Genomic DNA, 25,979 nt, shown 5'->3' with positions numbered 1-25,979 from the left:
CCCACGACATCACGTTTCGCCCTCCGAGCCTCGTTTGCAGGCTGCCTGCTGGCCGCTTTCGGGCTTGTGCTTGCTGCCGGTATCCCGGCCCGCGCCAACCCGATCCTGCTGGTGGAAGCCGATACCGGTCGGGTGATCGAGCAGAAGGAGGCCGGGCGTCCCTGGCATCCCGCCTCCGTCACCAAGCTGATGACGGTCTATGTGGCGCTCAACGCCGTGCGCAACGGCCGGCTGAAGTTCGATACACCGATCACCGTCTCGCCCGCCGCGGCGGCGCAGCAGCCCTCCAAGATGGGCTTCAAGGTCGGCACCGTCGTCACCCTCGACAATGCCCTGAAGATGGTTCTGGTGAAGTCGGCCAACGACATGGCCTGGCTGGTGGGTGAGGGCGTCGCCGGCTCCATGCCCGCCTTCGTGGCCGAGATGAACGCCACCGCCGCGCACCTCGGCATGACCGGCACCCATTTCGAGAACCCGAACGGCCTGCCGGACCCGGCGCAGGTGACCACCGCCCGCGACCTCGCCATCCTCGCCCGCGCCATCATCTACCATTTTCCAGAGCAGGAAGCGCTGTTCCGCATCCCGGCCATCAAGATCGGCAAGGTGGTGCTGCGCAACTACAACCGCCTGATCGACCGCTATCCCGGCGCGGACGGCATGAAGACCGGCTTCGTCTGCGGCTCGGGCTACAATCTCGTCGCCACCGCGACCCGGGGCAACAAGCGTCTCATCGCCGTCATCCTCGGCGCCCGTTCCGGCACGGCCCGCACCGAGCAGGCGGCGCTGATGTTCGAGAAGGGCTTCCAGTCATCCTGGTCGGTGTTCGGCGCCGCCGCTCCGCTCCTGTCCGCCATCCCCAACAGCGGCGGGCCGATCTACGACATGCGGGCCGAAGTGTGCGGCGGCAAGCGCGCCGTGACCGCCTCCGAGGCGGACGACGAGCCCGATCCGCAGTCCAGCTCCAGCTTCTCCTTCGCGACGCCCGCTCTGCCCAAGTCCGGCGCGGAGCTGCTGCAGACTTTGCCGCCTTCCATGCCGCCGGTTCCGGTCTATGTGGGCACGCGCAATGCGGTGGAGGATTACGCCACCGCCTACGAGCCGGACCCGCCGAAGAAGCCCAAGGCTGCCGCTGGGTCGAAGCCTGACAGCAAGTCGGCCTCCACCGGCGACAAGCCCAAGACGGGTGGTGAAAAGGCGAGCGGGGATGCGGCGAAGAAGCCGGCGTCCACCGCCGACAAGAAGCAGGCCCAGCCGCAGGGCGCCGTCGCGGCCGGCAGCTCTGCAACGCCGAAGCCCAAGCCGAAGCCCACCCCTGCGCCCGCCAATCCCGAGGCCGCCGCCCCGGCGCCCAAACCGGCGACCTAGGTCGCCGGCTCTCCGGGGAAATTTTGGCGGCATAAGGCGGCAGGTCTTCGCCTGCTGCCAACCTCACCCTTGACCCGGCAGACCGTCTCGTAGAGGCAGGGAGGCAATCCATCCCTCCGTCCGGGAGACACCCCATGCCGGGCTCCTCCGACGCCTTCCCAACGGAAGGCGCATCCGCCGCAGAACCTGTCGCGTCCCGCCGCGGGCCGCCCGATCCCATCGCCGTCACCGTGCTCACCGGCTTCCTCGGTGCCGGCAAGACGACGCTCCTCAACGTGCTCCTCGCCGACCCGGCGCTGGCCGACACCGCCGTGCTCATCAACGAGTTCGGCGAGGTGGGGCTGGACCATCTGTTCGTGCGGCCGGTGGAGGAGGGCATCGTGATGCTCTCGTCCGGCTGCCTGTGCTGCACGGTGCGGGGCGATCTGGTCGCCGCGCTGGAGGATCTGCTGCGCGGCCGCGACAATGATCGCCTGCCGCCCTTCTCCCGCGTCGTCATCGAGACCACCGGCCTCGCCGATCCGGCGCCGGTGATCCACACCCTGATGACCCATCCCTATCTCGGCCTGCGCTACCGGCTTGACGGCATCGTCTGCGTGGTGGACGCGGTGAACGGCGACGCCACCCTCGATGCCCATGACGAGGCGGTGAAGCAGGCGGCGGTGGCCGACCGCATCGTCCTCACCAAGTCCGATCTCGTGGCGGACGCCGAAGGCCGCGCCGCCCTCGAGGCGCTGAAGGCGCGGCTTCATCGCCTCGCCCCGGCGGCGAAGATCGTCGATACGGCGGCCGGGGAAGCGACGGCGGACGCCCTGCTCGGCGCCGGCCTGTTCGACGCCAAGACACGGATACCGGACGTCGCCCGCTGGCTGGCGGCCGAGGACGTGGCGGCGGCGCAGGCCGAGCTCGATCCCTCAGGCCTCGATCCGAACCGGCATGACAGCCGCATCCGCGCCTTCACCCTCGCCACGGACGCCGCCATTCCGGCCTCGACCCTTGATTTGTTCCTGGAGCTGCTGCGCGGCACCCATGGCGCCAAACTGCTGCGCATGAAGGGCATCGTGAAGCTCTCCGAGGAACCGGACACGCCCGTGGTGATTCATGCCGTGCAGCATGTGATGCACCCGCCCGCCCGCCTCGCCGGCTGGCCCGACGACGACCACAGGAGCCGCCTCGTGATGATCGTGCGCGACCTCGATCCCAAGGTGATCGCCCGCCTGTTCAACGCCTTCCTCGGCATTCCGCAGGTGGACATGCCGGACCGCGCCGCGCTCACCGACAATCCGCTGGCCCCTCCGGGGATGGGCCGATGAGCGCGCGCGTTCCCACTCCCGAGGCGGTGCTCTCCTTCTGGCAGGCTGCCGGCCGCGAGAAATGGTTCGGCGGCGGCCCGGCCTTCGACGCGGAGGTGCGCGCCGCCCTGCTGCCGGCCCATGAGGCGGCGGCGCAAAGCGCTCTCGACGGCTGGCAGGGCACGGCGCCCGGCGCGTTCGCCCGCATCATCCTGCTCGATCAGGTGCCGCGGAATGTGTTCCGGGGCACCCCGCAGGCATTCGCCACCGATGCCATGGCGCTGGCGGCGGCGGAGAAGGCGCTGGATCGGGGGTTCGACAAGGACCCGTCCATTCCGGACGCGCTGCGCAGCTTCTTCTACCTGCCCTTCATGCACGCGGAGGACCGGGCGGCGCAGGCGCGATGCGTCGCGCTCTATCGCGCCTTGGGGCAGGAGGAAGGGCTGCGCTATGCGCTCATCCACCAGGAGTGCATCGACCGTTTCGGCCGCTTCCCCCACCGCAACGCCATCCTCGGCCGGGAGACAACGCCGGAAGAGGCGGACTATCTGTCGAACGGCGGCTTCAGCGGCTGAGGCGCGCCAGTGCGCCAGCGCCGGCGGCCCGGCCCGTGGCGATGACCGCCTGAAGGAGGTAGCCGCCCGTGGGCGCCTCCCAATCCAGCATCTCGCCGGCAACGAACACCGGCGGCAGATGCGGCGGCAGGCCCAACAGCGAAAAATCCGGGCCGATGCCATCCCAGGCGATGCCGCCGGCGGACGAGATGGCCCGCTCCAGCCCGGCATGGCCGGTGATGGTGAGCGGCAGCGCCTTCACGAGCCGGGCCAGCGTTGCCGGATCAGGCCGCGCGGGGCCGGTCGCCTCGCGGATGAGCCCCACCGCCACCGGCGCGAGCCCCGCCGCCTTGCGTAGGAAGGTGGAGAGCGAGGCGCTGCCCGGCCCGCCGCCGAGCCGCCGCGCCAGCTCCGCGCCATCAAGGTCGGGCCGTAGATCCACGTGCAGCGTCACGGGGCCGTCCGCGAGCGCCCGCCGGAGCGGTGCGGAGAGGGCGTAGATGGCCCCCCCTTCCAGTCCGGCCGCGCTCACCATGGCCTCGCCCTTCACCGTCACGCCGTTGAAGGTGAGGGCGATGCGCTTCAGGGGCGTGCCGGCGAACTTCTGGCGGAAAACCTCGGACCACGGGACGAGAACGCCCATATTGGCCGGCACGAAATCCTTTACCTCGACGCCGAGGGCGCGCAGCGCCGGCACGAAGCCGCCATTCGAGCCCAGCCGCGGCCACGAGGCTCCGCCGAGGGCGAGGATGACGGCATCCGCCTTCACCTCGGCCGGGCCGTCCGGCGTCTCGAACAGCAGGGCACCGGCGGCGTCGAAGCCCCGCCAGTCATGCCGGGGATGGAAGGTGACGCCGTTCGCCGCGAGCTGGCCCAGCCAGGCGCGGAGCAGCGGCGAGGCCTTGAAGCTCCTGGGGAAGACGCGTCCACTGGAGCCGACGAAGGTCTGCTCCCCCAGCCCCGCCGCCCAGTCGCGCAGGGCCTGCGGCGGGAAGGCGGCGAGCGCGGGGGCGAGGCGCTCCGCCGCCGTGCCATAGCGGGCAAGGAAGGCGTCGGCCGGTTCGGAATGGGTGAGGTTGAGCCCGCCGCGCCCCGCCATGAGGAATTTCCGCGCGGCAGAGGGCATGCGGTCGTAGAGCGCCACCCGGAACCCCGCCGCCGACAACACCTCCGCGGCCGCGAGCCCGGCGGGGCCGGCGCCGACAATGGCGATGGAACGGGAAGATGGGCTCACGATCGGGTCCGCAGGTGCGAGGGGCCGGGCTGGCGTCACATGGGCGGGTGTAAGCACGGCGGCGCGCCGGACGCCAGCTTTCTTGCCCTCGCCCCCGCCTGGGAGCGTGGACGGTGGGGATTTGCCGCCCCGCCCATCGACGTGCGGGCGCGCGATGCTATGTATGGGGTGGGCCGGCGCCGGCCCTGAAGGCGGCCAGATGAGCGACGAGCAGCACAGCGACGACCAGCAGGACGGACCGGGCTTCGACCTCGGCCTGCCCGAAGCTGCGCCGGCTGTCACCGCCGCGCCTGCAGCGGCCTCACCCGGCGCCTACCGGGTGCTGGCGCGCAAATATCGCCCGCAGAATTTCGCCGACCTGATCGGCCAGGAGGCCATGGTCCGCACCCTGCGCAACGCTTTCTCGTCCGGGCGGATCGCGCAGGCTTATATCCTCACCGGCGTGCGCGGCGTGGGCAAGACCACCACCGCCCGCATCCTCGCCCGCGCCCTCAATTACGAACCGGCGGACGGCGCTGCCGGCGGGCCGAGCCTCGATCTCGCGGTGATGGGCAAGCACTGCCGCGACATCATCGAATCCCGCCATGTGGACGTGATGGAGATGGACGCTGCGTCCAACACCTCCATCAACGACATCCGCGAGATCATCGAGAGCGCCCGCTACCGGCCGGTGATGGCGCGCTACAAAGTCTACATCATCGACGAAGTGCACATGCTCTCCACGGCGGCCTTCAACGGGCTGCTGAAGACGCTCGAGGAGCCGCCGGAGCATGTGAAGTTCATCTTCGCCACCACCGAAATCCGCAAGGTGCCCGTCACCGTGCTGTCCCGCTGCCAGCGCTTCGATCTGCGCCGGGTGGAGGCGGGCACGCTGGCCGCGCACCTCTCCGGCATCTGCGCCCGCGAAGGCGTCACCATCGAGCCGGAGGCCCTCTCCATCGTCGCCCGCGCGGCCGAGGGCTCGGTGCGCGACAGCCTGTCCTTGCTGGATCAGGCCATCGCCCATGGCGGAGGCACGGTGAGCGCGGATGAAGTGCGGCGCCTGCTCGGCCTCGCCGACAAGGGGCGCGTGATCGACCTGTTCGAGGCGCTGATGAAGGGCGAGATCGCCCGCGCGCTGGCGGAATTCCGCGACCAGTACGATTCCGGGGCCGACCCCGCCGTCATCCTCACGGATCTCGCGGATTTTACCCATCTCGTCACCCGCCTCAAGATCGTGCCCGATGCGGCGGATGATGCCGCGCTGGTGGAGGCCGAGCGGGTGCGCGGCAGCGAGATGGCGCAGGGCCTGTCCATGCGGGTGCTGGCCCGCGCCTGGCAGATGCTCTCGAAGGGCATCGGTGAGGTGCAGCAGGCCCCCAAGCCCGCGCAGGCGGCGGAGATGGTGCTGGTGCGCCTTGCTTATGCCGCTGATCTCCCGACCCCGGACGATGCGCTGCGCCGGCTGAAGGATCAGCCTGCGCCGTCCGCTTCGCCCTCCTCGCCCTCCCTGCCCTCGGGCGGTGGTGGCGGTGGCGGCCCCCGCCTCTCCCTCGCGCCCCGTCCGGCGGAAGCCCGGCCGCAGCCGCGCGCGGACATCCGCGTCGACGCCCGCGCGGCCATGCCCGCCGAGGGGCCACGGCTCGGCAGCCTTGCCGACGTGGCGGCGCTCGCCGCGGCCCGCCGTGACCTTGCCCTCAAGCACGGCATCGAGACGCAGCTGCGGCCCGTGCATGTGGAGGACGGGCGCATCGAGGTGGCGCTGGTGCCCGGCGCACCGGGCAGCCTCATTCAGGATCTCTCCCGCAAGCTCAACGAGTGGACCGGCCGGCGCTGGATGGTCTCGGTCTCCTCCCAGTCCGGCGGACCGACGCTGGCGGAGGAGAATGCCGCGGTGAAAGCCGAGCGGGAGGAGGGCATCAAGGCCCATCCGCTGGTGGCCGCCGTGCTCGCCCGCTTCCCCGGTGCCGAGGTGGTGGACGTGCGCACCCGCGAGGAGCCCCCCGCCGACGAGGGCCTCGCGCCTTCGGAGGAAGACTATCTGGCCGGCCCCGGTGCCGACGACGAGATCGAATTCTAGACAGGGATGACAGCACCATGCGCGACCTCATGGGCATGATGAAGCAGGCCAAGGAGCTTCAGGAACGCATGCAGCAGATGCAGGCGGAACTGGAGACCGTCGAGGTGGACGGTGCCTCTGGCGGCGGTCTCGTCTCGGTGCGCGTCACGGCCAAGGGTGAATGCAAGGCGGTGCGCATCGACCCTTCGCTGGTGAAGCCGGACGAGGTGGAGATCCTCGAAGACCTCATCGTCGCCGCTCTGGCCGATGCTCGCGGCAAGGCCGAGCGGGTGATGCAGGAAAAGATGCAGTCCCTGACCGGCGGCCTCGCTCTGCCGCCCGGCCTGAAGCTGTTCTGAGGACGGCGTCAGCGCTCCCAGATCATGCCGGCGAGGCGCGGGTCGGCGGAAAACGCCTCCCGCCCGAAGGAGAGCCGCTGGCGCGGCGCCTCGCACACGGCTGAGACGCCCTTGCGGCCCAGCAAGATATGCCACGTCCGACGCTCCACCGGAGCCGGCGCGGCAAATGCCCGGCAGGCCATTACGGCGAGGTTCGCCCCCGCATCGGGATCGCGCCCGGAGCGGTAGCGGATGATCTCCACCGCCGCCGCCCGTGCCACATCCGCGAGATGCTGGCAGGGGGCGTAGTCGATGGGGTGGGTCCAGGCCGCGCTGTCCCTTGAAAGCGGTTCCGCGGTGAGGTCGAGATGGCGCTCCGTCCGCACCTCGGCGGCGAAGGCGGTGTATTGGCTGGCGCTCCGAGGCCAGGGCGTGCCCGGCGATTCCGCGAAGAACAGCAGGCGATAGAAGGCCAACTCTGCCAGCGCCGTCTCCGGCCGTTCGGCGGCGTAATAGACGCCGGGCGTGCGCCCCGCACGGCGGAAGCGCGAGCCGTGGGGGTATGGCGGCTCGTAGCGGAAGGGCGTGAACAGAAGGTAGTCGAGGTGCCGGCACTCCGGCGGGAGGGGTGGCTTGGTGGCCTCGATGAGGTCTTCCAGCACCTTCTGCTCGTCGGTGTCGTCCACCAGCTTGAGCGTGGACGACAGGTGCTGCGCCTCGACCAGCCGCCAGCAGCGCCCGGCATAGGGCCGCGCCTCAGACGATAGCGCGTCGGGCGTCCAGATAGGCGATGACATCCATCAATCCCGGAATGGTCCTGATCTTGTCGATGGGGGCGGCGTCCAGCGCGGTGTTGGGGTTGGCGAGCCATGCACGGGCGATGCGCTCGTCCCCTCCGGCGATGGCGTCCAGCGAGCGGAAGAGGCGGACGAACAGAATGGCCAGCTCGAACGGCTTCGTGCCGGATTCCAGCGCGAACTCGCCCTTCTTCATGCGGGTCAGCGAGGCGGGGCTGAGGCCGATGACGGCGGCGAGGGTCGCCCCCGTCACGCCCAGCCGGTCGGCGGCGCGGAGCACCGCCTTGGTCAGCATGGCGCCCTGGCTCAGCGGCGCGTCGGCAAGAGGGGCAGCACGCATAGGAGCTCCCTGTGCATTCATATAGAAAGAATAGCACGAGAAGATTTCTATGGGAATATCTTCGCACTTGGGAGCGCTGAGGGCCCCCAAAAGAAAAGGGCGGCCTCGCGGCCGCCCTTCTCAATTCAACGCTGATGCGGAGGATCACTCCGCTGCGCCGGCCTCGCCTTCGGAGGCGGTGCGGCCGGCTTCGCGCTCGGCCTTGGCCTTGGCTTCCAGGTCCTCGCCGGTGGTCTGGTCGACCACCTTCATGGACAGGCGGGTCTTGCCGCGCTCGTCGAAGCCCATGAGCTTCACCTTCACCTTGTCGCCTTCCTTGACGACGTCGGAGGGCTTGGCGACGCGCTCGTTGGCCATCTGCGACACGTGGACGAGGCCGTCCTTGGAGCCGAAGAAGTTCACGAAGGCGCCGAAGTCCACCACCTTCACGACCGTGCCCTCATAGATCTGGCCCACTTCCGGCTCGGAAGCGATGGACTTGATCCAGTTGATGGCGGCCTTGATGGAGTCGCCCGAGGCGGAGGCGATTTTGATGGTGCCGTCGTCCTCGATGTTGATCTTGGCGCCGGTCTTCTCGACGATCTCGCGGATCACCTTGCCGCCGGAGCCGATCACTTCGCGGATCTTGTCCACGGCGATCTTCATCACCTCGATGCGCGGGGCATGCTCGCCGAGTTCCGCGCGGGCGGTGGTGAGGGCCTTGGACATCTCGCCGAGGATGTGGACGCGGCCGTCCTTCGCCTGGGTGAGGGCGACCTTCATGATCTCCTCGGTGATGCCGGCGATCTTGATGTCCATCTGGAGCGAGGTCACGCCCTGCTCCGTGCCGGCCACCTTGAAGTCCATGTCGCCGAGGTGGTCCTCGTCGCCGAGGATGTCGGAGAGCACCGCGAACTTCTCATCCTCGAGGATGAGGCCCATGGCGATGCCCGCCACCGGACGGCGCAGCGGCACGCCGGCATCCATCAGCGCCAGCGAGGTGCCGCAGACGGTGGCCATGGAGGACGAGCCGTTGGACTCGAGGATCTCCGACACCACGCGCAGGGTGTAGGGGAACTCGTGCTTGGCCGGCAGCATGGGGCGGATGGCGCGCCAGGCGAGCTTGCCGTGGCCGATCTCGCGGCGGCCGGGCGAGCCCATGCGGCCGGTCTCGCCCACGGAGAAGGGCGGGAAGTTGTAGTGCAGCAGGAAGTGCTCCTTATAGGTGCCTTCCAGGCTGTCGATGAACTGCTCGTCCTCGCCGGTGCCGAGGGTGGCGACCACGAGGGCCTGCGTCTCGCCGCGGGTGAACAAAGCAGAGCCGTGGGCGCGCGGCAGGATGCCGACCTCGGAGACGATCGGGCGCACGGTGCGCACGTCGCGGCCGTCGATGCGGATGCCGTCATCGAGGATGTTCCAGCGCACGATCTTGGCTTCGAGCGCCTTGAACACCTCGGAGACCACCTGCGGGTTCGGCACGGTCGTGCCGCCGATGGCGAGCTCCTCGTAATACTTCTTCACCTTGGACTTGGCGGCGCCGACGGCGGCGTAGCGGTCCTGCTTCTGCTTGATTTTGTAGGCGGCGCGCAGATCGTGCTCGGCGATCTCCTTCACCTTGGCCTCGATCTCCGAGACGTCGAGCGGCGCGAAGGTGCGGGGCTCCTTGGCGGCCTTCTCGGCGAGCTTGATGATGGCCTCGATCACCGGCTGGAAGTGGCGGTGGCCGAACATCACGGCGCCGAGCATGATCTCCTCGGGCAGCTCCTTGGCTTCCGATTCCACCATCAGCACCGCGTCGCCCGTGCCGGCGACCACGAGGTCGAGGGAGCTTTCCTTCACCTCGTCGACGGTGGGGTTGAGCACATATTCATTGTCGATGAAGCCGACGCGGGCGGCGCCCACCGGACCCATGAAAGGAATGCCGGAGAGGGTCAGGGCGGCGGAAGCGGCGACCAGGGCGACCACGTCGGGGTCGTTCTCGAGGTCATGCGCCAGCACGGTGACGACCACCTGGGTGTCGCACTTGTAGCCCTCGGGGAACAGGGGGCGGATCGGGCGGTCGATGAGGCGGGAGACCAGCGTCTCCTTCTCGGACGGACGACCCTCGCGCTTGAAGTAGCCGCCGGGGATGCGGCCGGCCGCGTAGGTCTTTTCCTGGTAGTTCACGGTGAGGGGGAAGAAGTCCTGGCCCGGCTTCGGCTCCTTGGCCGAAACGACGGTGGCGAGAACCTTGGTGTCGCCGTAGGTGGCGAGCACGGAGCCGTCGGCCTGGCGGGCCATCTTGCCCGTCTCGAGGGTGAGGGTGGTTCCGCCCCAGTCCAGCTCTTCGCGGTGGATGTCGAACATGTCTTGCTCTTTCAGTTCAGGCGCGAACGAAAAAAGCCATGAGCAAGACGGCCGGACGCGCCGCGCGAAGCCAAACCCTCATACGGGGGCTCCGACGGTTGCGTCCGGCGATCCTGCCATGGCTTCTTCCATTCACGGACCCGCAGCAGGCCCCATGCCCGCTGCGTATATGCGCCCCCGTGGCGGGGGCGCGCGGCGCCAGCCTGTCGCCGGCCGGCGCCGGAAACCGGCGTCAGCGGCGGATGCCCAGACGCCCGATGAGGGACTTGTAGCGGCCCTCGTCCTTCTTCTTCAGATAGTCGAGGAGGCTGCGCCGCTGCGAGACGAGCTTGAGCAGCCCGCGACGCGAGTGGTTGTCCTTGTTGTGGGACTTGAAGTGCTCGGTGAGGTTGGTGATGCGCTCGGTGAGGATCGCCACCTGCACTTCGGGCGAACCCGTGTCGCCGTCCTTGGCACCAAAGTCCTTGATGAGCGCCTGCTTGCGCTCTGCCGTGATCGACATCGGTCAATCCTTTCAACAGAGAGTGGGAAGGAGCCGGAAGCCCTGGCGCCGGGTCCCTCCAGGAGGTAGCGGCAGGCTCTCGGTCTCCGGTCGGCCGGGCCGGGATGTCGTCCAGCACGGTCGAGGGTGTGCGAAACGCGGGTGCGGTCCAGCGACCGCCCGTTGCCGTTTCCGTATGGTTATCAGCATATTATGCCGCCAACAGGAAACGCGGCGCCCCGAGGGGCACCGTCCGCGCGGCGGACTATAGCCAAATTTCCGCGCCCGGCCAGCGGAATGTTTCGCCGCCTCCGGGCGCGCGCGCCGTCCGTGCCCGGACGGACAATGTCGCTCAGTCGGCGCCCTGGTCGGGCATGTGGCCGGCGGCGGTGATGCCGGCGATGGCGCAGGCCTCGTCATTGTCGGAGGTGTCGCCGGAGATGCCGACCACGCCGATCACCTTGCCGTCGCCGGAACGGATCAGCACGCCGCCCGGCACCGGGATCAGCGAGCCGCCGATGGCGGAGGTGGCGGCGGCGATGAAGAAGGGCTGGTCCTTCGCCCGCTTGAACAGCGCGCGCGAGCCCATGCCCAGCGCCAGCGCACCCTTGGCCTTGCCGAGGGCGATGTCCATGCGGTTGAGGCTGGTGCCGTCCTCGGAGCCGGCCGCCTTGAGCGCGCCGCGCGCGTCGAGCACGCAGACCGCGAGCGGGTTCATGCTGCCGGCCCGGGCATGGGCGAGCGCTGTCGTGACGATGGTCTGGGCCTGATCGAGCTTGAGTTCCGACACGCCTTGGTCCTTTCCCCTTCGGACGCCGGGCGGCGTCGCGATTGCCTCTGACGTCTCCCTCTAGCCCATGCGGCGCCCGATGCGAACCGGGTGGGGAGGGCTGGAAAATCCTCTCCCCCGCGCCCCCGCCGCCGTGCCACCATGGGCGGCCCCGCCCCAGAGATCCGATCCGGGAGAGTCGTCATGATCCCCACGCGGACCGTAGCCCCGCGCCAGAGCCGCGAACCCGGGCATCGTCGCAAGTTCCTGGTGGTGGTGGACGATACCCCGGAATGCGACCGCGCCGTCTATTACGCCGCGCGCCGCGCCGCCGGCACCGAGGGTGGGGTGGTGATGCTGGGGGTTCTGGAGCTTGAAGGCGTCAGCCAGCAATGGCTCGGCGTCGCTGACCTGATGCGGGCCGAGGCGCATGAGGAGATGGAAGCCCGGCTCGCCAAATATGTCGCGCGGGCACGGCAGGTGGCCGGCGTCGCCCCGGAAACCGTGATCCGCGAAGGCGCCCTAGCGGAAGCCATCGGAGCCGTGATCCACGAGGACCGCGACATCGCCATCCTGGTGCTGGCCGCTGGGACGGGAAAGGACGGGCCGGGGCCGCTGGTGGCCTCGCTCGCCGCCGGCCATGCGGCGCGGTTTCCCATCCCCGTTACCATCGTGCCGGGCGCGCTGACCGATCAGGAGCTGGATGGATTGGCCTGAGAGCGTGCACCGCCGGGATGGATCGCTCCATCCCGGCGGTCGCGCGGTCCGGTCGAGAAACGCAAGGACTTGATCCTCGCTCGGGCCGGCGGTTCGAATGTCTGGTTGATCCGGCAGCGGTGGCGGATCGGGCGCTGACGGGCCATCACGATGCGGCGATGGCGGGCTCTTCGGCGCTGGCGTCTCCGTCGACGGGTCGAGGCGGAGCGCGGTCGGCGGCCTTCAACACCCTGCGTGCGGCGCAATTGCGGCGGGCGGGTTCGGGTATGGCGGACGTGCTATGCGCTGGGCGCGGGTCCCGCTGGTTCGCAACGGCAGACTTGCGCCTCCGGCATTTCCGTCTATATTAGCGCCGTCCCCCATGGGGATGCCTCAGCGCCATCGCAGTCGAAGGTGATGAGAGTGGGCCCCGGTCGGGACCCGCTCCTTTTCTGCTTATCCGGTGTCCCACGACATCGGAATGCGCCCTCCGGGGTGCCGCGCGGCCTGATGGCCATATGAATTTCGGGCGCCGGTGCCGAGCCGCCGCGCCCGGCGGAAAATGAACCAGCGGACGACGCCCGGCGAAAAAGCCGGTGCGAAGCGATCCGCGCCCGGAGTGACATGACCGAGATCAACGCCGTGCTCGACGATCCCAACGAGCCGCGCCTCATCACCGAGACCGGAGTGGCGGCCCGCGTCGCCGCCATCGCTTCCGGCGTGCTCGGCGGCCTTGGCTATCGCCTGGTGCGCGTGAAGGTGACGAACCGCGACGGCGGCACCGTGCAGATCATGGCCGAGCGCCCCGACGGCACCATGTCCATCGACGATTGCGAGGCCGCCTCGCGTGCCCTCTCGCCGGTGCTCGACGTGGAAGACCCCATCGCCAGCGCCTACCGCCTGGAAATGTCCTCTCCCGGCATCGACCGGCCGCTGGTGCGGCTGTCCGATTTCGTGCGCTGGGCGGGCCATGAGGTGAAGGTGGAGATGAGTGTGCCGGTGGACAGCCGCAAGCGCTTCCGCGGTATCCTCACCGGTGCCGAGGACGGCGATGCGCTGGTGCGCCGCACCGATGCGCGCGCCGACGAGGAGCCCACCGTCCGCCTGCCCCTGCGCGACATTCACGACGCCCGCCTCGTGCTCACTGATGCCCTCATCCGCGAGGCGCTGCGCGCGGCCAAGGCCGCCGGGCAGGAGCTGGACGAGGACGCCGAGGACTTCCTCGATTCCGAGGTTGATCCGCTGGAGGCCGACGACACGTTCGAGCCGGGCGATCTGGACGGCGAGCCTGCAGAGCAGCCCGCCAAGTCGGCGCGCGGCCCGGTCGCCAACAAGGGTGCCACCGGCAAGGTCGCCGGCAAGAAGGCGAAGAAATCCAAGGTCGCGGGCAAGAAGCCCGATGGAAAGAAGTCCAATGCCAAGAAGAAGGCGGGCCTCGAGACGTCCGCCTCCTCGGCCAACGCCAGCAGCGTGAAGGAGAAGCACTGATGGTCGCCGTCAGCGCAAACCGGCTGGAGCTCCTGCAGATCGCCGATGCGGTCGCGCGGGAGAAGTCCATCGACCGCAGCATCGTGATCGCCGCCATGGAAGATGCCATCGCCAAGGCCGCGCGCTCGCGCTACGGCCAGGAGACGGACATCCACGCCGACATCAATCCGCGCACCGGCGAGCTGCGTCTCGCGCGCCACCTGCTCGTGGTGGACGAGGTGGAGAACACCGCCACCGAGATCACGCTGGATGGCGCCCGTCGCCACAATCCCGCGGCGCAGGTGGGCGACACCATCGCCGACACGCTGCCGCCCTTCGATTTCGGCCGCATCGCTGCGCAGAGCGCGAAGCAGGTCATCGTGCAGAAGGTGCGCGAGGCCGAGCGCGACCGGCAGTATGACGAGTATAAGGACCGCATCGGCGACGTGCTGAACGGCCTCGTGAAGCGCGTCGAGTATGGCAACGTGGTCGTGGACCTCGGCCGCGGCGAAGGCATCCTGCGCCGCGACGAACTCCTGCCGCGCGAGACGGTGAAGACCGGCGATCGCATCCGCGCCTACATCTACGACGTGCGTCGCGAGCCGCGCGGCCCGCAGATCTTCCTCTCCCGCACGCATCCCCAGTTCATGGCGAAGCTGTTCGCGCAGGAAGTGCCCGAGATCTATGACGGCATCGTCGAGATCAAGGCGGTGGCCCGCGATCCCGGCTCCCGCGCCAAGATCGCCGTCATCTCCCGCGACCAGTCCGTGGACCCCGTCGGCGCCTGCGTGGGCATGCGCGGCTCGCGCGTGCAGGCCGTGGTGAACGAGCTGCAGGGCGAGAAGATCGACATCATCCCCTGGAACCCGGACATCGCCACGTTCATCGTCAACGCCCTTGCCCCCGCCGAGGTGGTGAAGGTGGTGCTCGACGAGGATCGCGAGCGCATCGAGGTGGTTGTGCCCGACGCCCAGCTGTCGCTGGCCATCGGCCGCCGCGGCCAGAACGTCCGCCTTGCCACCCAGCTCACCGGCTGGGACATCGACATCATGACCGAGCAGGAGGAGAGCGAGCGGCGGCAGAAGGAATTCGCCGAGCGCACCAAGATGTTCTCCGAGGCCCTCGATCTCGACGAGATGATGGGCCAGCTGCTCACCTCCGAGGGCTTCACCTCGGTGGAGGAGATCGCCTACGTGCCGATCTCCGAGCTCGCCTCCATCGAAGGCTTCGATGAGGACACCGCCGCCGAGCTGCAGTCCCGCGCCCTGAAGCACCTCGCCGAGGTGGAAGAGGCGCTCGATGCCCGCCGCAAGGAGCTGGGCGTCGAGGACGAGGTGAAGGACGTGCCCGGCGTCACCTCCAAGATGCTGGTGGCCTTCGGCGAGAACGACATCAAGACCGTCGAGGACCTCGCCGGCTGCGCCACTGACGATCTCATCGGCTGGAGCGAGCGTAAGGATGGCGAGACCATCCGCCATGCCGGCGCGCTGGACGGATTCGAGTTCTCCCGCGAGGACGCGGAAGCGCTCATCATGCAGGCCCGCGTCACCGCGGGCTGGATCGAGGCCGAGCCTGAAGCCGAGGGTGAAGAAGCCCCGGCCGAAGACGCCTGAGCCTAAGGAGATGACCACTGGTGCTCGCGATACTGGACGAGGACGAGACGGACGGAGGGCCGCGCAGCTTGTCTGCGGCGCGGGCACCCTTGTCGCGCCTGTGCCTCGCCACGCGGCGGGTGCTGCCGGTGGCCGACATGCTGCGTTTCGTGATGGCGCCCGACGGCGCCATCATCCCGGATCTTTCGCGTAAGCTCCCCGGCCGCGGTGCCTGGGTGGGCGCCACGCGGGCCGATCTCGAAACGGCGCTGAAGAAAAAGGCCTTTGGCCGCGCCTTCAAGGGCCGCGGCAAGGCTGCACCCGATCTTGCCGATCTGGTGGATCGGCTTCTCTACAAGGACGCCCTCGCCGCCCTCTCCCTCGCCAACAAGGCGGGACGGGTCGTGACGGGGCACACCAAGGTCGAGGCGGCCCTGGGCACCGGCGATGTGCTGGTCGTCCTCAACGCCAGTGACGCGCGCCCGGACGGGGTGCGCAAGCTCAATGCCCTCCTGCGACAGGTCGAGGCTGCCGGTTTCCGCGCGGCTGCCGTGGTCGATTGCTTTCCCGGCATCGATTTGGACTTGGCGTTAGGGCGGTCAAATGTGGTACATGCGGCGCTGCTCGCGCATCCGACGGCCAAAGGGTTTCTGGAGCGCTGCCACAGGCTCTCGCGCTGGCGGACGGGTACGTCCATCGGCGAGACGCTCGGGCAGGGTCCAAACCCCAGCCATGGCAACGATTTGAGCCATGGTGCTGATCTCCCGCATGACCCCGGCCGGATGCAAGGAACGGATACGGAATGAACGACACCAAGACCCCAGGCGACAAGACGCTGCATCCCGCCCCCGGCAAGACGCTCACGCTGAAGCGCCCGGTGGAGCAGGGAACGGTGCGCCAAAGCTTCAGCCATGGCCGCTCGAAGGCGGTCGTGGTCGAGAAGGTGAAGCGCCGCGTCATCGCCCCAGGTGAGGCAGGCCACGGGAGCGCGCCAGCGGCGCCGGCTCCGGCTGCCCCGCCTGCACAGGCGAAGGCGCCTGCCGCTCCGGCGGCTCCCGCCCGCCCCGCACCGGCTGCTCCCGTTCCGTCCGCTCCGGCTCCTGCCGCGCCTGCACCGGCCGCTCCGGTGGAAGCGAAGGCGCCTGCTGCGCCTCCGGCCGCTCCCGCTCCTGTCGCTCCGGCTGCTGCCGCGCCCGCGCCGGCCGCTCCGGTGGAAGCGAAGGCTCCGGCTGCTCCGGCGGCTCCCGCCCCCACACCTGCTCCGGCGCCTGCGGCTCCGGTCGCGGCCGAGCCGGCTCCTGCCAAGGTCGAGGCGGCTGCGCCCGCCGCTCCCGTGGCCGCTGCTCCGGCTCCCACTCCCGCGCCGAAGCCGGCGGCACCGTCTGCTCCCGCCGCGGCCCGTCCGTCCGCGCCGTCCGGTGCGCGTCCCTCCGAGGGACCGCGTTCCGCGTCCGGCCAGACCTCGCGCCCCGGTTCCGCAGGCCAGTCCTCGTCGCGCCCTGGCCAGCCCTCGCGGCCCGGCCAGCCGCCGCGTTCCGGTGGTCCCGGTTCGGATCGTGACCGCCGTCCCGGTGGTGGTGGTCCGGCCCGTCCCGGCCAGCAGCGTCCCGGCGGTTCCGGCGTGGTGCTGCGTACCCTGACCGAGGAAGAGCGCAACGCCCGCGCCAGCGCGCTTGCCGACGCCCGCGTCCGCGCGGTCGAAGAGCAGCGCATGGCCGAAGAGCGCCGCGCGGCCGAGGAGGAAGCCCGTCGCCGCGCCGAGCGCGAGCGTGCCGAGCGCGCCGAGCGTGAGGCCGCCGAGGCCCGCAAGCGCGAGGACGAGGCCCGCCGCGCCCAGGAAGAAGACAAGAAGCGCAAGGCCGAGCAGGAAGCGCGCAAGCGCTTCGGCGGCGAGGATCAGGGCACGAGCGCCCGTCCCGCCGGCACGACCACCGCGCGTCCGCTCACCCCCCGTCCGGCGGGCACCACCGCTCCGGCCGAGGGTGGCAGCGAGGAAGAGGAACGCCGTGGCGGCGGCGCCGTGCGCCGTGGTCCCGCGCGTCCGGTCGCCCCGGTCAAGGTGCCCCGCGCCCCCGCCGGCCAGGAGAAGCAGCGCGGCCGCCTGACGCTGGTCACCGCCCAGTCGGGTGAGGAAGAGCGCCAGCGTTCGGTCGCCTCGTTCCGCCGCCGCACCCAGCGCATGACTGGCCACCGGCAGCAGGAGAGCAAGGAAAAGATCGCCCGCGAGGTGATCCTGCCGGAGACCATCACCATCCAGGAACTCGCCAACCGCATGTCGGAGCGGGCCGTGGACGTGATCCGCATGCTGATGAAGCAGGGGCAGATGGTGAAGATCACCGACGTGATCGACGCCGATACCGCCGAGCTCATCGCCGAGGATCTCGGCCACACCGTCCGCCGCGTGTCGGAGAGCGACGTCGAGGAAGGCCTGTTCGACACCCCGGACGCCCCCGAGACCCTGCTGCCGCGTCCGGCCGTCGTGACCATCATGGGCCACGTTGACCACGGCAAGACCTCGCTGCTCGACGCCATCCGCAAGGCGAACGTGGTGTCCGGCGAAGCCGGCGGCATCACCCAGCACATCGGTGCCTACCAGGTGACCGCGCCCTCGGGCTCGAAGATCACCTTCATCGACACCCCCGGCCACGCCGCCTTCACCGCCATGCGCGCCCGCGGCGCCAAGGTGACGGACATCGTGGTGCTGGTGGTGGCGGCCGACGACGGCGTGATGCCCCAGACGGTGGAAGCCATCAACCACGCCCGCGCGGCGCGGGTGCCGCTGATCGTGGCGATCAACAAGATCGACAAGCCCGGCGCCAAGCCCGAGCGCGTGCGCTCCGAACTGCTTCAGTATGAAGTGCAGGTGGAGAGCATGGGCGGCGAGACGCTCGAGGTGGAGGTTTCCGCCAAGGAGCATCTCAACCTCGATAAGCTTCTGGAGGCGATCGCCCTCCAGTCCGAACTGCTCGACCTGCGCGCCAATCCGAACCGCGACGCCGAAGGCACCGTGGTGGAAGCCAAGCTCGATCGCGGCCGTGGCCCGGTGGCCACCGTTCTCGTCCAGCGCGGCACCCTGCACGTGGGTGACATCGTGGTGGCCGGCGCCGAGTGGGGTCGCGTGCGCGCCCTCATCTCCGACACCGGTGCCACCGTGGACGCGGCAGGCCCCTCCTTCCCGGTGGAAGTGCTGGGCTTCAACGGCACGCCGGAGGCGGGCGACCGTCTCGCCGTGGTCGAGAACGAGGCCCGCGCCCGCGAGATCACCGATTACCGCCAGCGCCAGAAGCGCGAGAAGGCGGCGGCCCGTTCCGCCACCATCCGCGGCTCGCTGGAGCAGATGATGAGCCAGGTGAAGGCTTCGGGGCGGAAGGAATTCCCCCTCATCATCAAGGGCGACGTGTCGGGTTCGGTGGAAGCCATCATCGGCGCGCTGGAGAAGGTCGGCAACGACGAGGTGCAGGCCCGCATCATCCATTCCGGCGCGGGCGGCATCAACGAAAGCGACGTGACGCTGGCGGAAACCTCCGGCGCCGCGATCATCGCCTTCAACGTGCGCGCCAACAAGGAAGCGCGCGACGCGGCCGATCGGGCGGGTATCGAGATCCGCTACTACAACATCATCTACGACCTCGTGGATGACGTGAAGAAGGCCATGAGCGGCCTGCTCGCGCCCATCAACCGCGAGACCATGCTGGGCAACGCGCTCATCAAGGAGATATTCCTGGTCTCCAAGGTGGGCAAGGTGGCGGGCTGCCAGGTCACCGACGGCATCGTGGAGAAGGGCCAGCACGTGCGCCTCATCCGCGACAACGTGGTGATCCACGAAGGCAAGCTCGCGACGCTCAACCGCTTCAAGGATGCGGTCAACACCGTGAACGCCGGCCAGGATTGCGGCATGTCCTTCGAGAACTACCAGGACATGCGCGCTGGCGACGTGATCGAGTGCTACCGCGTCGAGGTGATCCAGCGCTCGCTGTGACCTGACGACGGGCGCCATGCTCGACGTTTCCGCCTCCGGTCTCTTCCCCGAACGGGAAAAGGCCGGAGGCGTCGACGCTTAACCGGAACGGTACGGTCCAAGCCCGTCCGCTCCACAATCGAGGAGAAGGCGCCACGGCTTTGCCGGCGCCGAACGAAGCAGAAGAAAAAATGAAACCCGACACCCGCACGGGAGGCGGCCCCTCCCAGCGCATGCTGCGCGTGGGCGAGCTTGTCCGCCATGCCCTGGCCGACGTGCTGTCCCGCGGCGACCATATCGATCCGGTGCTCGCCGGGCACATCATCACGGTGCCCGAGGTGCGCATGTCGCCGGACCTCAAGATCGCCACCTGCTACGTCATGCCCCTCGGCGGCAAGGACATCACCCCCGTCATCAAGGCGCTGGCCGACAATGCCCGCCGCCTCCGGGGGGAGGTGGCGCGGCGGGTGGAGCTGAAGAGCGTGCCCGAGCTTCGCTTTCGCAAGGATACGTCCTTCGACGAAGGCGCGCGCATGGATGCTCTCCTGCGCTCCCCCCAGGTGCAGCGCGACCTCGATGGCGAGGATGCGCCCGACCAGAATCCGACCGACAAAGAGACCGACGCCGAATGACCGTCCGAGCCACTGCCGAAGCCGCGGCTGAAGCCGCCGCCGAGCCCATCGTTGAATCCGTTGTCGACACCGCCGTCGCTGCTGAAGCGGTCGAAGCGCCCCACAGCGGCGACGCCCCCCGCCCCAGCCGCGAGCAGGACAACCGCCCCCGCGCGCCCAAGCGCGACCTCGACGGATGGGTGCTGCTGGACAAGCCCACCGGCATGACCTCCACCCAGGCGGTGGCGGTGGTGAAGCGCATCTTCGGGGCGAAGAAGGCGGGCCACGCCGGCACCCTCGACCCGCTGGCCTCCGGCTGCCTGCCCATCGCCTTCGGCGAGGCCACCAAGACCGTTCCTTACGTGATGGATGGCCGCAAGACCTACCGCTTCACCGTGCGCTTCGGCGTCGAGACCGACACGGACGATTCCGAGGGCAAGGCGGTCGAGACCTCGGACCTGCGCCCCTCGGACGACGAGATCATCGCGGCCCTGCCCACCTTCCGCGGCGAGATCATGCAGGTGCCGCCGGCCTATTCGGCGCTGAAGATCGGCGGCGAGCGCGCCTATGACCTGGCCCGCGAGGGTGAGGAGGTGAAGCTGGAGGCGCGCCCCGTCACCATCTTCCGCATCGACCTCATGGAGCGCCCGGACGCCGACCATGCGGTGCTGGAAGCCGAATGCGGCAAGGGCACCTATGTGCGCGCCATCGCCCGTGACCTCGGTCGCATGCTCGGCTCGCGCGGCCATATCTGCCAGCTGCGCCGCGCCTGCGTCGGGCCGTTCCTGGAGGAGCGCCTCGTGCCCCTCGATGAGCTGCGTGACCGCGCCGAGGCCAGTGAAGAGGCGCTGATGGATGCGCTCGATCCTGTGGCGGTGGCGCTGGAGGAGATTCCCCAGCTCAACGTGACGCCGCAGGAGGCCCATCGTCTGCGCTGCGGCCAGAGCATCATCCTGCGCGGCCGCGACGCCCCCATCGTTGAGGGCCATGTGGCGGTGTCCTGCCAGGGCGCGCTCATCGCCATCGGCGACGGCGAGAACGGAGAGGTGTTCCCCCACCGCGTGTTCAACTGGGGCAAGTCCTCCGGCAAATCCTCGAACAGGCCGCCCCGCCGCAACCGCTGACGCCCGTTTCGCAAAGCGAAGCATACGGCATATCTCTTGCCTTCCTTCCGTGGGGCTTACTCACGGAAGGACGATAGATGCTGCGTTTCCGGACGCTTCGAACCTCTCTTGCCGCCGCGCTTTTCCTCGGTCTTGCCGGGGCGGCACCGGCCGGCGCCGAGAGCGTGGTCCGCTATGGCATCTCCATGGCGGACATTCCGCAGACCACGGGCCAGCCTGATCGTGGGGCAGGTGCCTATCAATTCACCGGCTACACCCTGTACGACCCGCTGGTCGCCTGGGAGATGAACGTGTCTGACCGGCCCGGCAAGCTGGTGCCCGGCCTCGCCACCGAATGGAAGGTCGATCCGGCCGATCCCAAGAAGTGGCTGTTCACGCTGCGCAAGGGCGTGAAGTTCCACGACGGCTCGGACTTCAATGCCGATGCCGTGGTGTGGAACCTCGACAAGGTGCTGGACGAGAAGGCGCCCCAGTTCGACAAGCGCCAGTCCGCCCAGGTGAAGACCCGCCTGCCGTCCATCGCCTCCTGGCGCAAGGTGGACGACATGACGGTGGAGATCACCACCAAGGACGTGGATTCGTTCTTTCCCTACCAGATGCTCTGGTTCCTGGTGTCGAGCCCGGCCCAGTACGAGAAGCTCGGCAAGGACTGGGACAAGTTTGCCCAGAACCCCTCGGGTACGGGCCCCTTCAAGCAGGACAAGCTGGTGCCGCGCGAGCGGCTGGAGCTGGTCAAGAACCCCGACTACTGGGACAAGTCCCGCCTGCCCAAGACCGACCGGATGATCCTCATCCCCATGCCGGAGGCGCTGACTCGCACCAACGCGCTGCTCGCCGGGCAGGTGGACCTCATCGAGACCCCCGCGCCCGACGCCGTGCCGCAGCTGAAGTCCGCGGGCATGAAGATCGTGACCAACGTCACGCCCCACGTGTGGAACTACCACCTCTCCGTGCTGCCCGGCTCGCCCTGGGCCGACATCCGCCTGCGCAAGGCGCTGAACCTTGCGGTGGATCGCGACGGCGTGGTGGAGCTGATGAACGGCCTCGCCCAGCCGGCCAAGGGGCAGGTGGACAAGACCAGCCCGTGGTTCGGCAAGCCCACCTTCGACCTCAAGTATGATCCCGAGGCCGCCAAGAAGCTGGTGCAGGAGGCGGGCTACTCCAAGGAGAAGCCGCTCAAGGCCACCTTCATCATCGCCGCCGGCGGCACCGGACAGATGCTGTCTCTGCCCATGAACGAGTTCCTGCAGGCGAGCTTCAAGGAGATCGGCATCGACGTGGAGTTCAAGGTGGTGGAGCTGGAAGCGCTCTACACCGCTTGGCGCAAGGGGGCGAAGGACCCGATGAACGAGGGCATCACCTCGAACAACATCGCCTATGTCACCTCCGACCCGCTCTACGCCCTCATCCGCTTCTTCGATTCGCGGCAGGTGGCGCCGGTGGGCGTAAACTGGGGCTATTACTCGAACCCCAAGGTGGACGCCCTCATCGACGAGGCGAAGCGCACCTTCGACACCAAGAAGCAGGACGAATTGCTCGCCCAGGTCCACCAGCAGGTGGTGGACGACGCCGTTCTGGTCTGGGTGGTGCACGACGTGAACCCGCATGCCCTCTCCCCCAAGGTGAAGAGCTTCGTGCAGGCCCAGCACTGGTTCCAGGACCTCACCACCATCGGCCTTAACTGAGGCCTTTGGTCCAAAAAGAAAGGGCGCCCCGAGGGGCGCCCTTTTTATTCTGGAGGGGCGATCAGAGGATCTGCGCGGCGTCGTCGAAGGCGAGGCGCGGCAGGCGGGGCATCACCTTGGAGGCATCGCCATGGCCGATGGCGGCGATGAAATTGGTCTTGGTGGTGCCGCCGGGGAAGAATTCAGCATCCACCTTCGCCGCGTCGAAGCCGGAGACGGGGCCGACATCGAGGCCGAGCGCGCGGGCGGCGAGGATGAGATAGGCGCCCTGCAGCGAGGAATTGCGGAAGGCGTGGGGCTCGATCATCCCCGGATTGTTGACGAACAGGTCGCGGAACTGCGGGTAGTGCGGAAACAGCTCGGGGATCTTGTCGTGGAAGTCGAGGGCGTAGCCGATGATGGCCACCACCGGCGCGGCGAGGATCTTGTGGTTGCTCTCCGGCAGGGCAGGGCGCAGGCGCTCCTTGGCTTCCGGGGTGGTGAGGAACACGTAGCGGGCCGGCTGGGTGTTGGCGGAGGTGGGGCCGTACTTCACCAGATCATAGAGGGCGCGGACTTCCGCTTCGCTGACCGGGGCATCGGTCCAGCCATTCTGGGTGCGGGCGGAAAGGAACAGGCGGTCGATGGCGGCGGCATCGATGGCCGGGGTGACGGTCTGCGACATGGGGGGCATCCTGTTTGAACCGGCGAAGGCGCGAAGGTGCGCGTGTGGTGCTGAGGACGTAGAACTCCACCCCCGCACCGGCAACGGCCCCGCTTCGCAAGATGCCATTGCATCCGTGCAATGCCGCAACGGGAGGCGCGATTCATCACCGGGACTGATCGGATCGCCACTTCATTTGATGGCGCACGGGCGCGCCGAGGCTCTATAAGTCGCGCCGGCGCACCCGCCGATTTCCCTCCGCGCCGCCACCCCGCTTCGTGCCCGCGAGCAAGTCATGATGTCCCCTGCTGCGCCCGTTCCCGCCTTGCCCGTGGAGGATCCCTATCTGGAGCGTGTGCGCGAGCACGTGCGCGCGCTGCCTGAGAGCGGCATCGTCGAGGTGATGAATTACGGCCGCGATCGGCCCGGCATGATCCCGCTGTGGGCCGGCGAGGGCGACGCGCCCACCCCGCCCTTCATCTGCGAGGCGGCCGCATCCGCCCTCCACGCGGGCGAGACCTTCTACACCTGGCAGCGCGGCCTGCCGGAGCTGCGCGCCGCGATCGCCCGCTACATGAGCGGGCTCTATGGCGTGCCGGAAGCGCCGGAGCGCTATTTCGTCACCGGATCGGGGATGCAGGCCATCCATGTGGCCATGGCCCTTGTGGCCGGGGCCGGGGACGAGGTGATCATTCCCTCCCCCACCTGGCCCAACGCCGCGGCGGCGGCGCAGAAGGCCGGCGCGCGCGCCGTCTATGTGCCCTTCAATTACGGGCCGGAGGGCTTCACCCTCGACCACGACCGGCTGGCTGCGGCGGTGACGCCCTCCACCCGCGCCATCTTCTTGAACACGCCAGCCAATCCCACCGGCTTCGTGGCGACGCTGGACGATCTGAAGGCGGTGCTGTCCCTCGCCCGCCGCCACGGTCTGTGGATCATCGCCGACGAGATCTATGGCCGTTTCTATTACGGCGAAGAGGCGCGGGCACCGTCCTTCCACGACATCATGGACGAGGAGGACCACATCCTCTTCGTCCAGACCTTCTCCAAGAACTGGGCGATGACCGGCTGGCGTATCGGCTGGCTGGAGGCGCACCCGCGCCTCGGCCAGATCATCGAGAACCTCATCCAGTATTCAACCTCCGGCGTCGCCGCTTTCATGCAGCGGGGTGCCATCGCGGCGCTGGATCAGGGCGAGCCCTTCGTCGCCGAGCAGATCGCCCGCGCCCGGCGCGGCCGCGATCTCGTGGGCGATGCGCTGCTCGCTACCGGGCGCGTGGACCTCGTGAAGCCGCCCGGCGCCTTCTATCTGTTCTTCGGCATCGAGGGCCGGCGCGACGTGCGCAGCCTGGGCCTCACTTTGGTGGACGAGGCCAATGTGGGCCTCGCCCCCGGAACCGCCTTCGGCCACGGCGGCGAGGGCTTCATGCGCCTGTGCTTCGCGCGCGGCGATGCGCAGCTCGCCGAGGCGAGCCGGCGGCTCGTCGCCTGGCTGGAGCGGACCGGGCCTGTGGGATCGGACGCCGCGTGAGGGGCTTGCCCTTCAGGATGCGCTCCGCTGCCTCGGCGGCGGTGACGCTGGGGGCCGGCGCCCTCGGCGGGCTGATCTTCGCGCTCCTCGGCCTGCCGGCGGCGTGGATCTCGGGCTCGCTGGTCGCCTGCATCGGCCTTGCGCTGGCGGGCATGCGCATCGACGTGCCGGAATGGCTGCGCTTCCTCGCCTTCGTGGTGCTCGGGACCTCCATGGGCACCATGCTGACGCCGGAGACCTTCGCCCGCGCCGCCACCTGGCCGGTGAGCATGGCCTGCCTCGGCGCCAGCGTGCTCGGCACCATGGCGGGCGGCACCCTCTTCCTTACCCGGGTGGCCGGCTGGAGCCGGGAAAGCGCCTTCTGGGCCTCCGCGCCCGGCGCCTTCGGCACCGTGGTCGCCATGGCGGCGGACACCAATGCGGACCTGCGACAGGTCGCCTTCGCCCAGACGCTGCGGCTGTTCCTGCTGGTGGCGGCTTTGCCCAACGTGCTGGCGGCGCTGGGCATGACGGCGGGCGGCGTGCCGCCGCCACCCCATGTCTCGACCCTCGGCGAGATCGTCGTCCTGTTCGGCGTCTGCACCGCCGCGGCACTGCTCGCGGCGCGGCTGAAGCTGCCGGGCGGCCTCATCCTCGGCGCGCTCGCCGGCAGCGCCGTGCTCCATGCCACGCGCCTGTCCACCGCCGTGCTGCCGGCGGAACTGCTCATCCCGGCCTTCGTGGTGCTGGGGGGAAGCGTGGGCGTGCGCTTCATCGGTACCTCGCTTTCGACCATCCGGGCCTATGTGCTCGCCTCGCTGGGGGCCTTCCTGGTGGCGGTGGCGATCTCGACCCTGTTCGCTTTGCTGGCCGCATGGCTGACGGGCGATGATCTCGGCAAGCTGGTCACCGCTTTCGCGCCGGGAGCGCTGGAGGCCATGACAGCCCTCGGCTTCGCCATGGGCTATGACCCGGCTTTCATGAGCGCGCACCATCTTTTCCGCTTTGCCGGGCTCTCGGTTGCGCTCCCCGTGGCGGCCCGTTTGATGTTCGCCGCCGCCGAGCAGGCGGGGCGGGACCACACGCAATAGTGTCCTGAAACCTCCCTGTCCGATGTTGCAGTGCAGCGTCGGCGGTATCAAACACTCTTCGGCTTCCGC

At 69.2% G+C, this 25,979-nt stretch carries 22 protein-coding genes; 15 read left to right on the top strand and 7 right to left on the bottom strand.

Annotation, left to right across the window (positions count from 1 at the left end):
- The first annotated feature begins 66 nt into the window (after nucleotides 1-66).
- The 3 genes from FHT36_RS09185 to FHT36_RS09175 all read left to right on the top strand — a co-directional run bounded on the left by FHT36_RS09185 (nucleotide 67) and on the right by FHT36_RS09175 (nucleotide 3,232).
- Nucleotides 67-1,365 (top strand): D-alanyl-D-alanine carboxypeptidase family protein, encoded by a 1,299-nt coding sequence (locus FHT36_RS09185; protein ID WP_348644405.1) that lies wholly within the window; start codon nucleotides 67-69, stop codon nucleotides 1,363-1,365.
- Nucleotides 1,366-1,499: 134 nt separating this feature from the next.
- The gene (locus FHT36_RS09180) at nucleotides 1,500-2,678 is read left to right on the top strand and encodes a GTP-binding protein (protein ID WP_169122143.1); all 1,179 of its coding nucleotides are present in this window, start codon (nucleotides 1,500-1,502) and stop codon (nucleotides 2,676-2,678) included.
- Nucleotides 2,675-3,232: a DUF924 family protein gene (locus tag FHT36_RS09175; RefSeq protein ID WP_169122142.1), complete on the top strand. Its 558-nt coding sequence runs from the start codon at nucleotides 2,675-2,677 to the stop codon at nucleotides 3,230-3,232. Before FHT36_RS09180 ends, FHT36_RS09175 begins: the two co-directional genes overlap by 4 nt.
- On the opposite strand, the gene FHT36_RS09170 is transcribed toward FHT36_RS09175, so the two are convergent.
- On the bottom strand, nucleotides 3,222-4,448 hold the full coding sequence (locus FHT36_RS09170; protein ID WP_169122255.1) for a TIGR03862 family flavoprotein: 1,227 nt from the start codon (nucleotides 4,446-4,448) through the stop codon (nucleotides 3,222-3,224). The two genes, FHT36_RS09175 and FHT36_RS09170, sit on opposite strands and share 11 nt — an antisense overlap.
- 196 nt (nucleotides 4,449-4,644) lie before the next feature.
- On the opposite strand from FHT36_RS09170, the gene FHT36_RS09165 reads away from it, so the two are divergent.
- Entirely contained in the window at nucleotides 4,645-6,504 is a 1,860-nt protein-coding gene (locus tag FHT36_RS09165) for a DNA polymerase III subunit gamma/tau (protein WP_169122141.1), read from the top strand.
- 17 nt (nucleotides 6,505-6,521) lie between these two features.
- On the top strand, nucleotides 6,522-6,842 hold the full coding sequence (locus FHT36_RS09160; RefSeq protein WP_169122140.1) for a YbaB/EbfC family nucleoid-associated protein: 321 nt from the start codon (nucleotides 6,522-6,524) through the stop codon (nucleotides 6,840-6,842).
- Nucleotides 6,843-6,850: 8 nt separating this feature from the next.
- On the opposite strand, the gene FHT36_RS09155 is transcribed toward FHT36_RS09160, so the two are convergent.
- From FHT36_RS09155 to FHT36_RS09135, 5 genes are all read right to left on the bottom strand, one after another.
- Nucleotides 6,851-7,618 carry an RES family NAD+ phosphorylase gene (locus tag FHT36_RS09155; protein WP_169122139.1) on the bottom strand — a complete coding sequence of 256 codons (768 nt, stop codon included), beginning with the start codon at nucleotides 7,616-7,618 and terminating at the stop codon, nucleotides 6,851-6,853.
- The gene (locus tag FHT36_RS09150) at nucleotides 7,578-7,958 is read right to left on the bottom strand and encodes an antitoxin Xre/MbcA/ParS toxin-binding domain-containing protein (RefSeq protein ID WP_169122138.1); all 381 of its coding nucleotides are present in this window, start codon (nucleotides 7,956-7,958) and stop codon (nucleotides 7,578-7,580) included. The genes FHT36_RS09155 and FHT36_RS09150 overlap by 41 nt, the downstream gene beginning before the upstream one ends.
- A 144-nt stretch (nucleotides 7,959-8,102) precedes the next feature.
- Entirely contained in the window at nucleotides 8,103-10,283 is a 2,181-nt protein-coding gene (pnp, locus tag FHT36_RS09145; protein ID WP_169122137.1) for a polyribonucleotide nucleotidyltransferase, read from the bottom strand.
- A gap of 232 nt (nucleotides 10,284-10,515) precedes the next feature.
- Nucleotides 10,516-10,785 (bottom strand): 30S ribosomal protein S15, encoded by a 270-nt coding sequence (gene rpsO / locus FHT36_RS09140; protein ID WP_024281319.1) that lies wholly within the window; start codon nucleotides 10,783-10,785, stop codon nucleotides 10,516-10,518.
- A gap of 331 nt (nucleotides 10,786-11,116) precedes the next feature.
- The gene (locus tag FHT36_RS09135) at nucleotides 11,117-11,554 is read right to left on the bottom strand and encodes a heme-binding protein (RefSeq protein WP_169122136.1); all 438 of its coding nucleotides are present in this window, start codon (nucleotides 11,552-11,554) and stop codon (nucleotides 11,117-11,119) included.
- 183 nt (nucleotides 11,555-11,737) lie between these two features.
- Between FHT36_RS09135 and FHT36_RS09130 the strand changes: the two genes are divergently transcribed.
- From FHT36_RS09130 to FHT36_RS09095, 8 genes are all read left to right on the top strand, one after another.
- The gene (locus FHT36_RS09130) at nucleotides 11,738-12,250 is read left to right on the top strand and encodes a universal stress protein (RefSeq protein ID WP_169122135.1); all 513 of its coding nucleotides are present in this window, start codon (nucleotides 11,738-11,740) and stop codon (nucleotides 12,248-12,250) included.
- 603 nt (nucleotides 12,251-12,853) lie between these two features.
- Entirely contained in the window at nucleotides 12,854-13,717 is an 864-nt protein-coding gene (gene rimP / locus FHT36_RS09125) for a ribosome maturation factor RimP (protein WP_169122134.1), read from the top strand.
- Nucleotides 13,717-15,309 (top strand): transcription termination factor NusA, encoded by a 1,593-nt coding sequence (nusA, locus tag FHT36_RS09120; protein WP_169122133.1) that lies wholly within the window; start codon nucleotides 13,717-13,719, stop codon nucleotides 15,307-15,309. Before rimP ends, nusA begins: the two co-directional genes overlap by 1 nt.
- Before the next feature lie 20 nt (nucleotides 15,310-15,329).
- On the top strand, nucleotides 15,330-16,094 hold the full coding sequence (locus tag FHT36_RS09115) for an RNA-binding protein (protein WP_229645151.1): 765 nt from the start codon (nucleotides 15,330-15,332) through the stop codon (nucleotides 16,092-16,094).
- A complete protein-coding gene (infB, locus tag FHT36_RS09110; RefSeq protein ID WP_169122132.1) occupies nucleotides 16,091-19,267 on the top strand; it encodes a translation initiation factor IF-2 in 3,177 nt (1,058 codons plus the stop codon). Before FHT36_RS09115 ends, infB begins: the two co-directional genes overlap by 4 nt.
- 170 nt (nucleotides 19,268-19,437) lie before the next feature.
- The gene (gene rbfA, locus FHT36_RS09105) at nucleotides 19,438-19,878 is read left to right on the top strand and encodes a 30S ribosome-binding factor RbfA (protein WP_169122131.1); all 441 of its coding nucleotides are present in this window, start codon (nucleotides 19,438-19,440) and stop codon (nucleotides 19,876-19,878) included.
- Nucleotides 19,875-20,981 (top strand): tRNA pseudouridine(55) synthase TruB, encoded by a 1,107-nt coding sequence (truB, locus tag FHT36_RS09100; protein WP_169122130.1) that lies wholly within the window; start codon nucleotides 19,875-19,877, stop codon nucleotides 20,979-20,981. The genes rbfA and truB overlap by 4 nt, the downstream gene beginning before the upstream one ends.
- Nucleotides 20,982-21,058: 77 nt before the next feature.
- Nucleotides 21,059-22,666: an ABC transporter substrate-binding protein gene (locus FHT36_RS09095; protein WP_169122129.1), complete on the top strand. Its 1,608-nt coding sequence runs from the start codon at nucleotides 21,059-21,061 to the stop codon at nucleotides 22,664-22,666.
- A gap of 61 nt (nucleotides 22,667-22,727) precedes the next feature.
- On the opposite strand, the gene FHT36_RS09090 is transcribed toward FHT36_RS09095, so the two are convergent.
- Nucleotides 22,728-23,330: a malonic semialdehyde reductase gene (locus FHT36_RS09090; protein WP_169122128.1), complete on the bottom strand. Its 603-nt coding sequence runs from the start codon at nucleotides 23,328-23,330 to the stop codon at nucleotides 22,728-22,730.
- 274 nt (nucleotides 23,331-23,604) lie between these two features.
- Here FHT36_RS09090 and FHT36_RS09085 point away from each other — a divergent pair, with 274 nt between their 5' ends.
- Complete coding sequence (locus tag FHT36_RS09085) at nucleotides 23,605-24,840, top strand: pyridoxal phosphate-dependent aminotransferase (RefSeq protein WP_246702095.1); 1,236 nt, start codon at nucleotides 23,605-23,607, stop codon at nucleotides 24,838-24,840.
- A 17-nt stretch (nucleotides 24,841-24,857) separates the two neighbouring features.
- Complete coding sequence (locus FHT36_RS09080) at nucleotides 24,858-25,910, top strand: AbrB family transcriptional regulator (protein ID WP_169122127.1); 1,053 nt, start codon at nucleotides 24,858-24,860, stop codon at nucleotides 25,908-25,910.
- Nucleotides 25,911-25,979 lie beyond the last annotated feature (69 nt).

Origin of the sequence: Xanthobacter sp. SG618 (assembly GCF_012932745.1) — a bacterium.
GTDB classification, from domain to species: domain Bacteria; phylum Pseudomonadota; class Alphaproteobacteria; order Rhizobiales; family Xanthobacteraceae; genus Xanthobacter; species Xanthobacter flavus.
This window is presented reverse-complemented; position numbering and strand designations above follow the sequence as displayed.

What these genes read in the sequence shown, in the direction of transcription:
- rimP (WP_169122134.1), top strand. Translation starts at nt 12,854, where the DNA reads ATGACCGAGATCAACGCCGTGCTCGACGATCCCAACGAGCCGCGCCTC.
- nusA (WP_169122133.1), top strand. Translation starts at nt 13,717, where the DNA reads ATGGTCGCCGTCAGCGCAAACCGGCTGGAGCTCCTGCAGATCGCCGAT.
- FHT36_RS09085 (WP_246702095.1), top strand. Translation starts at nt 23,605, where the DNA reads ATGATGTCCCCTGCTGCGCCCGTTCCCGCCTTGCCCGTGGAGGATCCC.
- FHT36_RS09090 (WP_169122128.1), bottom strand. Translation starts at nt 23,330, where the DNA reads ATGTCGCAGACCGTCACCCCGGCCATCGATGCCGCCGCCATCGACCGC.
- FHT36_RS09080 (WP_169122127.1), top strand. Translation starts at nt 24,858, where the DNA reads ATGCGCTCCGCTGCCTCGGCGGCGGTGACGCTGGGGGCCGGCGCCCTC.
- FHT36_RS09095 (WP_169122129.1), top strand. Translation starts at nt 21,059, where the DNA reads ATGCTGCGTTTCCGGACGCTTCGAACCTCTCTTGCCGCCGCGCTTTTC.
- FHT36_RS09160 (WP_169122140.1), top strand. Translation starts at nt 6,522, where the DNA reads ATGCGCGACCTCATGGGCATGATGAAGCAGGCCAAGGAGCTTCAGGAA.
- FHT36_RS09150 (WP_169122138.1), bottom strand. Translation starts at nt 7,958, where the DNA reads ATGCGTGCTGCCCCTCTTGCCGACGCGCCGCTGAGCCAGGGCGCCATG.
- FHT36_RS09180 (WP_169122143.1), top strand. Translation starts at nt 1,500, where the DNA reads ATGCCGGGCTCCTCCGACGCCTTCCCAACGGAAGGCGCATCCGCCGCA.
- rpsO (WP_024281319.1), bottom strand. Translation starts at nt 10,785, where the DNA reads ATGTCGATCACGGCAGAGCGCAAGCAGGCGCTCATCAAGGACTTTGGT.
- FHT36_RS09165 (WP_169122141.1), top strand. Translation starts at nt 4,645, where the DNA reads ATGAGCGACGAGCAGCACAGCGACGACCAGCAGGACGGACCGGGCTTC.
- truB (WP_169122130.1), top strand. Translation starts at nt 19,875, where the DNA reads ATGACCGTCCGAGCCACTGCCGAAGCCGCGGCTGAAGCCGCCGCCGAG.
- FHT36_RS09130 (WP_169122135.1), top strand. Translation starts at nt 11,738, where the DNA reads ATGATCCCCACGCGGACCGTAGCCCCGCGCCAGAGCCGCGAACCCGGG.
- infB (WP_169122132.1), top strand. Translation starts at nt 16,091, where the DNA reads ATGAACGACACCAAGACCCCAGGCGACAAGACGCTGCATCCCGCCCCC.
- rbfA (WP_169122131.1), top strand. Translation starts at nt 19,438, where the DNA reads ATGAAACCCGACACCCGCACGGGAGGCGGCCCCTCCCAGCGCATGCTG.
- FHT36_RS09175 (WP_169122142.1), top strand. Translation starts at nt 2,675, where the DNA reads ATGAGCGCGCGCGTTCCCACTCCCGAGGCGGTGCTCTCCTTCTGGCAG.
- pnp (WP_169122137.1), bottom strand. Translation starts at nt 10,283, where the DNA reads ATGTTCGACATCCACCGCGAAGAGCTGGACTGGGGCGGAACCACCCTC.
- FHT36_RS09155 (WP_169122139.1), bottom strand. Translation starts at nt 7,618, where the DNA reads ATGTCATCGCCTATCTGGACGCCCGACGCGCTATCGTCTGAGGCGCGG.